The sequence below is a fragment of the Glycomyces halotolerans genome (assembly GCF_054779575.1).
In genome coordinates this window covers 1-5654 of record NZ_BAAGXZ010000042.1, presented here as the reverse complement: position 1 = coordinate 5654, position 5654 = coordinate 1, and the positions used below count along the sequence as shown (strand labels likewise).

General features: G+C 58.1%; 3 rRNA genes. All 3 read right to left on the bottom strand.

Going from position 1 to position 5654, the window contains the following annotated elements:
• Positions 1-9: 9 nt before the first annotated feature.
• A 5S ribosomal RNA gene (rrf, locus tag ACYVL2_RS19880) occupies positions 10-126 on the bottom strand.
• Between the two features lie 134 nt (positions 127-260).
• Positions 261-3383 (bottom strand): 23S ribosomal RNA (locus ACYVL2_RS19875).
• Positions 3384-3866: 483 nt separating this feature from the next.
• Positions 3867-5411: ribosomal RNA gene (locus ACYVL2_RS19870) — 16S ribosomal RNA — on the bottom strand.
• The 16S, 23S and 5S rRNA genes sit together here, the layout of an rRNA operon.
• Positions 5412-5654: the final 243 nt, after the last annotated feature.

Sequence of the window (5654 nt, the reverse complement as noted above, 5' to 3'; positions counted from 1 at the left end):
CATGTATATGTTTGGCGGTGTCCTGCTCTCCCACACCCTCGCGAGTGCAGTACCATCGGCGCTGGAAGCCGTAACGACCGGGTTCGGAATGGGACCGGGTGTGTCACTTCCGCTCTCACCACCAAACAAACCCTGGAGACCAACACGATCCCGCTGGAGCCTGCCTCCTGCGGTGTGTTGCCTCAGAATCGCATAGTGCGCGTGAATGCCCCGATCTACCGACCGGCAGGGAAATTTGCGGCCCCCGCTAGGGGGTTTTGTTGGTTAAGTTCTCGGCGGTTAGTACCGGTCCACTCCATGCATTACTGCACTTCCATGTCCGGCCTATCAACCCGGTCATCTCCCGGGCGCCTCACCAACCTTATGGCTGACGGAGATCTCATCTCGAAGCACGCTTCCCGCTTAGATGCTTTCAGCGGTTATCGCTCCCGAACGTAGCCAACCAGCCATGCCCCTGGCGGGACAACTGGCACACCAGCGGTTCGTCCATCCCGGTCCTCTCGTACTAGGGACAGCCCTTCATCAAATCTCCTGCGCGCGCGGCGGATAGGGACCGAACTGTCTCACGACGTTCTAAACCCAGCTCGCGTGCCGCTTTAATGGGCGAACAGCCCAACCCTTGGGACCAACTCCAGCCCCAGGATGCGACGAGCCGACATCGAGGTGCCAAACCATCCCGTCGATATGGACTCTTGGGGAAGATCAGCCTGTTATCCCCGGGGTACCTTTTATCCGTTGAGCGACACCACATCCGTACGTCGGTGCCGGATCACTAGCCCCTGCTTTCGCACCTGCTCGACCCGTCAGTCTCACAGTCAAGCACCCTTCTACGCTTACACTCACCGGCCGGTTTCCAACCGGCCCGAGGGCACCATTGGGCGCCTCCGTTACCATTTAGGAGGCAACCGCCCCAGTTAAACTACCCACCAGGCACTGTCCCCCAACCCGATCAGGGCTGCGGGTGAGACACACTATCCAGCCAGAGCGGTATTTCACCAACACCTCCACCCACACTAGCGTGTGAGCTTCCCAGGCTCCCGCCTATCCTACACAAACCAGACAATATGCCAATACCAAGCTATAGTAAAGGTCCCGGGGTCTTTCCGTCCTGCCGCGCGAAACGAGCATCTTTACTCGTACTGCAATTTCGCCGAGCATGTGGTTGAGACAGCGGAGAAGTCGTTACGCCATTCGTGCAGGTCGGAACTTACCCGACAAGGAATTTCGCTACCTTAGGATGGTTATAGTTACCACCGCCGTTTACTGGCGCTTCAATTCACCACGACACCCCGAAGGGCTAATGGATCCTCTTAACGTTCCAGCACCGGGCAGGCGTCAGTCCATATACCTCACCTCACGGCTTCGCATGGACCTGTGTTTTTAGTAAACAGTCGCTTCTCCCTGGCCTCTGCAACCGGCCACCGCTCCCGAGCGCTTCGCTCCACGGCAACCGGCCCTCCTTCTCCCGAAGTTACGGAGGCAATTTGCCGAATTCCTTAACCACACATCACTCGAACGCCTCAGTATACTCTACCTGACCACCAGTGTCGGTTTAGGGTACGGGCCGAGAACCACTCGCTAGAGGCTTTTCTCGACAGCACGGGATCACCGAATTCAGCCAAACGGCCTATGCTTCAGCGCTCACCCTCGCCCTTACGGGCAGTCCCTCCGGATTTACCTAGAGAAACGGGCTACCACCTTACCCCGCCTGATCCACCAGACGGTACGACTACCCCACTGCGTCACCCCATCACTACGCTACACACGGAAGGGACCCCAACCAGTCGCCCACACACGAATGACCGAAGCCACCCACATGCCGACTCCCAGCCGGTTAGCACAACCGCTATCGCTCATACGCGGCCCTCGGGTACCGGAATATCAACCGGTTCTCCATCGACTACGCCTCTCGGCCTCGCCTTAGGCCCCGACTAACCCAGAGCGGAACAACCGTCCTCTGGAACCCTTAGTCAATCGGCGGACCTGATTCTCACAGGTCTCTACGCTACTCATGCCTGCATTCTCACTCGCGTCCAATCCACCGACGCTCACGCCCCGGCTTCACCTCGAACACGACGCTCCCCTACCCAGCGGACACCAGACGAATCTAGCGCCCTCTGCTACGGCTTCGGCGGTGTACTTCAGCCCCGCTACATTATCGGCGCGAAACCACTCGACCAGTGAGCTATTACGCACTCTTTCAAGGATGGCTGCTTCTAAGCCAACCTCCTGGCTGTCAACGCGACCCCACATCCTTTTCCACTCAGCACACCCTTAGGGGCCTTAGCCGGTAATCCGGGCTGTTTCCCTCTCGACCACGGATCTTCTCACCCGCGGTCTCACTGCCGCACTCAACACAAGCGCATTCGAAGTTTAGCTGAGCTCAGTAACCGACACGGCCCATCACCCAACCAGCGCCCTACCACACTCGTGCACCACACGACGCTGCACCTAAATGCATTTCGGGGAGAACCAGCTATCACGGAGTTTGATTGGCCTTTCACCCCTACCCACACCTCATCCCCCCAGTTTGCAACCTAGGTGGGTTCGGGCCTCCACGACCTCTTACAGCCGCTTCACCCTGGACATGGGTAGATCACTCCGCTTCGGGTCTATAACACACAACTCAACGCCCTATTCAGACTCGCTTTCGCTCCGGCTCCCCAACACAGGTTAACCTCGCTGCATACCATAACTCGCAGGCTCATTCTTCAAAAGGCACGCCATCACCCGCCCACCCCCAGCACGAAGCCGAGAGCCGGGCTCTGACGGATTACAGGCACATGGTTTCAGGCACTCTTTCACTCCCCTCCCGGGGTACTTTTCACCATTCCCTCACGGTACTCTCCACTATCGGTCACCGGACCTCTTTAGGCTTACCAGACGGTCCTGGCAGATTCACACGAGACTCCACGAATCCCGCACTACTCGGGAACACCATCAGCACCACGCCATCATCCTTCACCTACGGGACTCTCACCCACTCCGGTCGACCATCCCAGGCCATTCGACTAGACAACAACGCAAGCACCCGCCTGCGGCAGCAGACAACGACAATGCCCCACAACCCCGAACCCGCAACGCCTGCCGGCTATCACACGGACCCGGTTTAGCCTCCTCCGCGTTCGCTCGCCACTACTAACGGAATCACTCTTGTTTTCTCCACAGCAGGTACTAAGATGTTTCACTTCCCCGCCACACCACTCACTGCCCTATACATTCAGACAGCAGCGACCGACCATCACGCCGGCCAGGTTACCCCATTCGGAAACCCTGGGATCACAGCACAGTTGACAACTCCCCCAGGCCTATCGCGGCCTCACACGTCCTTCATCGGTCATCCGGCACCAAGGCATCCACCATGCGCCCTACACAACTTAACCAACACCACAAACCACACACACCAACCACCACGACAACAACCAGCCAAGCTCGAAAACCAAACCAGCCACCATCAGCAGCAGCCCATGCATGCAGCCCTGTCAGTCAAGGTAGATACAAAGACACTCACGCACACTATACAAATCTCAAACAACACACCAGCCACACCAACACCACCACAACAGCAGCAGCGCCAACATGACCAGGCTCCGAGACGTATTGCCTCAGAACCCCAACAGGGTGCGAGACCCGCCAACCCCCACGCAAAACGCAAGGACTCAACGAGCCTCAAGGATGGAAAACGCGCGTATCGACACACCTATACAAAACAATCAGTCCAAACACACCCACGCCCAGACCAAACAGCCTGCAAGCACCCCAACCCCAAAAAGGCCAGGACCGACACCAGCACCGAAAACCCCAGGCTTCCGAACCAGCATCGATGGATGGTGGGTCGAGCAACACGCTCGACCAGGACTCCTTAGAAAGGAGGTGATCCAGCCGCACCTTCCGGTACGGCTACCTTGTTACGACTTCGTCCTAATCGCCAGCCCCACCTTCGACCACTCCCTCCCAGCAAAACCGGGTTGGGCCGCAGGCTTCGGGTGTTGCCAACTTTCATGACGTGACGGGCGGTGTGTACAAGGCCCGGGAACGCATTCACCGCAGCGTTGCTGATCTGCGATTACTAGCGACTCCACCTTCATCGAGCCGAGTTGCAGACTCGAATCCGAACCAAGACCGGCTTTACAGAGATTCGCTCCACCTCACGGTATCGCAACCCGCTGTACCGGCCAATGTAGCATGCGTGAAGCCCTGGACATAAGGGGCATGATGACTTGACCTCATCCCCACCTTCCTCCGAGTTAACCCCGGCAGTCCCCCACGAGTCCCCAGCCGCCCCGAAAGACGCTGCTGGCAACATGGGGTAAGGGTTGCGCTCGTTGCGGGACTTAACCCAACATCTCACGACACGAGCTGACGACAGCCATGCACCACCTGTCACCCAGTCCGAAGAGGGCCCCATCTCTGAGGCTTTCCGGGTGATGTCAAACCCAGGTAAGGTTCTTCGCGTTGCATCGAATTAATCCGCATGCTCCGCCGCTTGTGCGGGCCCCCGTCAATTCCTTTGAGTTTTAGCCTTGCGGCCGTACTCCCCAGGCGGGGCGCTTAATGCGTTAGCTACGGCACAGAACCCAAAAAGAGCCCCACACCTAGCGCCCACCGTTTACAGCATGGACTACCAGGGTATCTAATCCTGTTCGCTCCCCACGCTTTCGCTCCTCAGCGTCAGTACAATCCCAGAGACCCGCCTTCGCCACCGGTGTTCCTCCACATATCTGCGCATTTCACCGCTACACGTAGAATTCCAGTCTCCCCTAATTGCCTCAAGCCCGCCCGTATCCACCGCAAATCCCCGGTTAAGCCGGGACCTTGCACGGCAGACGCGACGAGCCGCCTACGAGCCCTTTACGCCCAATAAATCCGGACAACGCTCGCGCCCTACGTCTTACCGCGGCTGCTGGCACGTAGTTAGCCGGCGCTTATTCACCCCCTACCGTCAACCAGTGAAAACACCGGCCTTCGCCAAGAGTAAAAGAGGTTTACAACCCGAAAGCCGTCATCCCTCACGCGGCGTCGCTGCATCAGGCTTCCGCCCATTGTGCAAAATTCCCCACTGCTGCCTCCCGTAGGAGTCTGGGCCGTATCTCAGTCCCAATGTGACCGACCGCCCTCTCAGGCCGGCTACCCGTCACCGCCTTGGTAGGCCATCACCCCACCAACCAGCTGATAGGCCGCGAGCCCCACCCGAGCCACAAAAGCTTTCCACCACCATCCCATGCGGGAAGCGGTCATATCCGGTATTAGCCGTCGTTTCCAACGGTTATCCCAGAGCCCGGGGCAGGTTACCCACGTGTTACTCACCCGTTCGCCACTCGAGTACCCCCGAAAGGGCCTTTCCGTTCGACTTGCATGTGTGAAGCACGCCGCCAGCGTTCGTCCTGAGCCAGGATCAAACTCTCCAACAAAAACCTAAAACCAGACACCACCAGACACCAAAGCATCCAACAGCACCGGCAACAGTACGTGTCGAAGCCGTCCTGACCGATTTCAATCGAGACCCACCAGTCCAACAAACCAGCAAGCCCCTAAGGAAAAGACAGTCAAAAACAAACCAACCAAACCCACCAGACACCAAGCCCAGCAGACCCAGCCAGCCCGCACGCTGACCATCCAAACACCCTGTTGAGTTCTCAAACAACACGCCACAA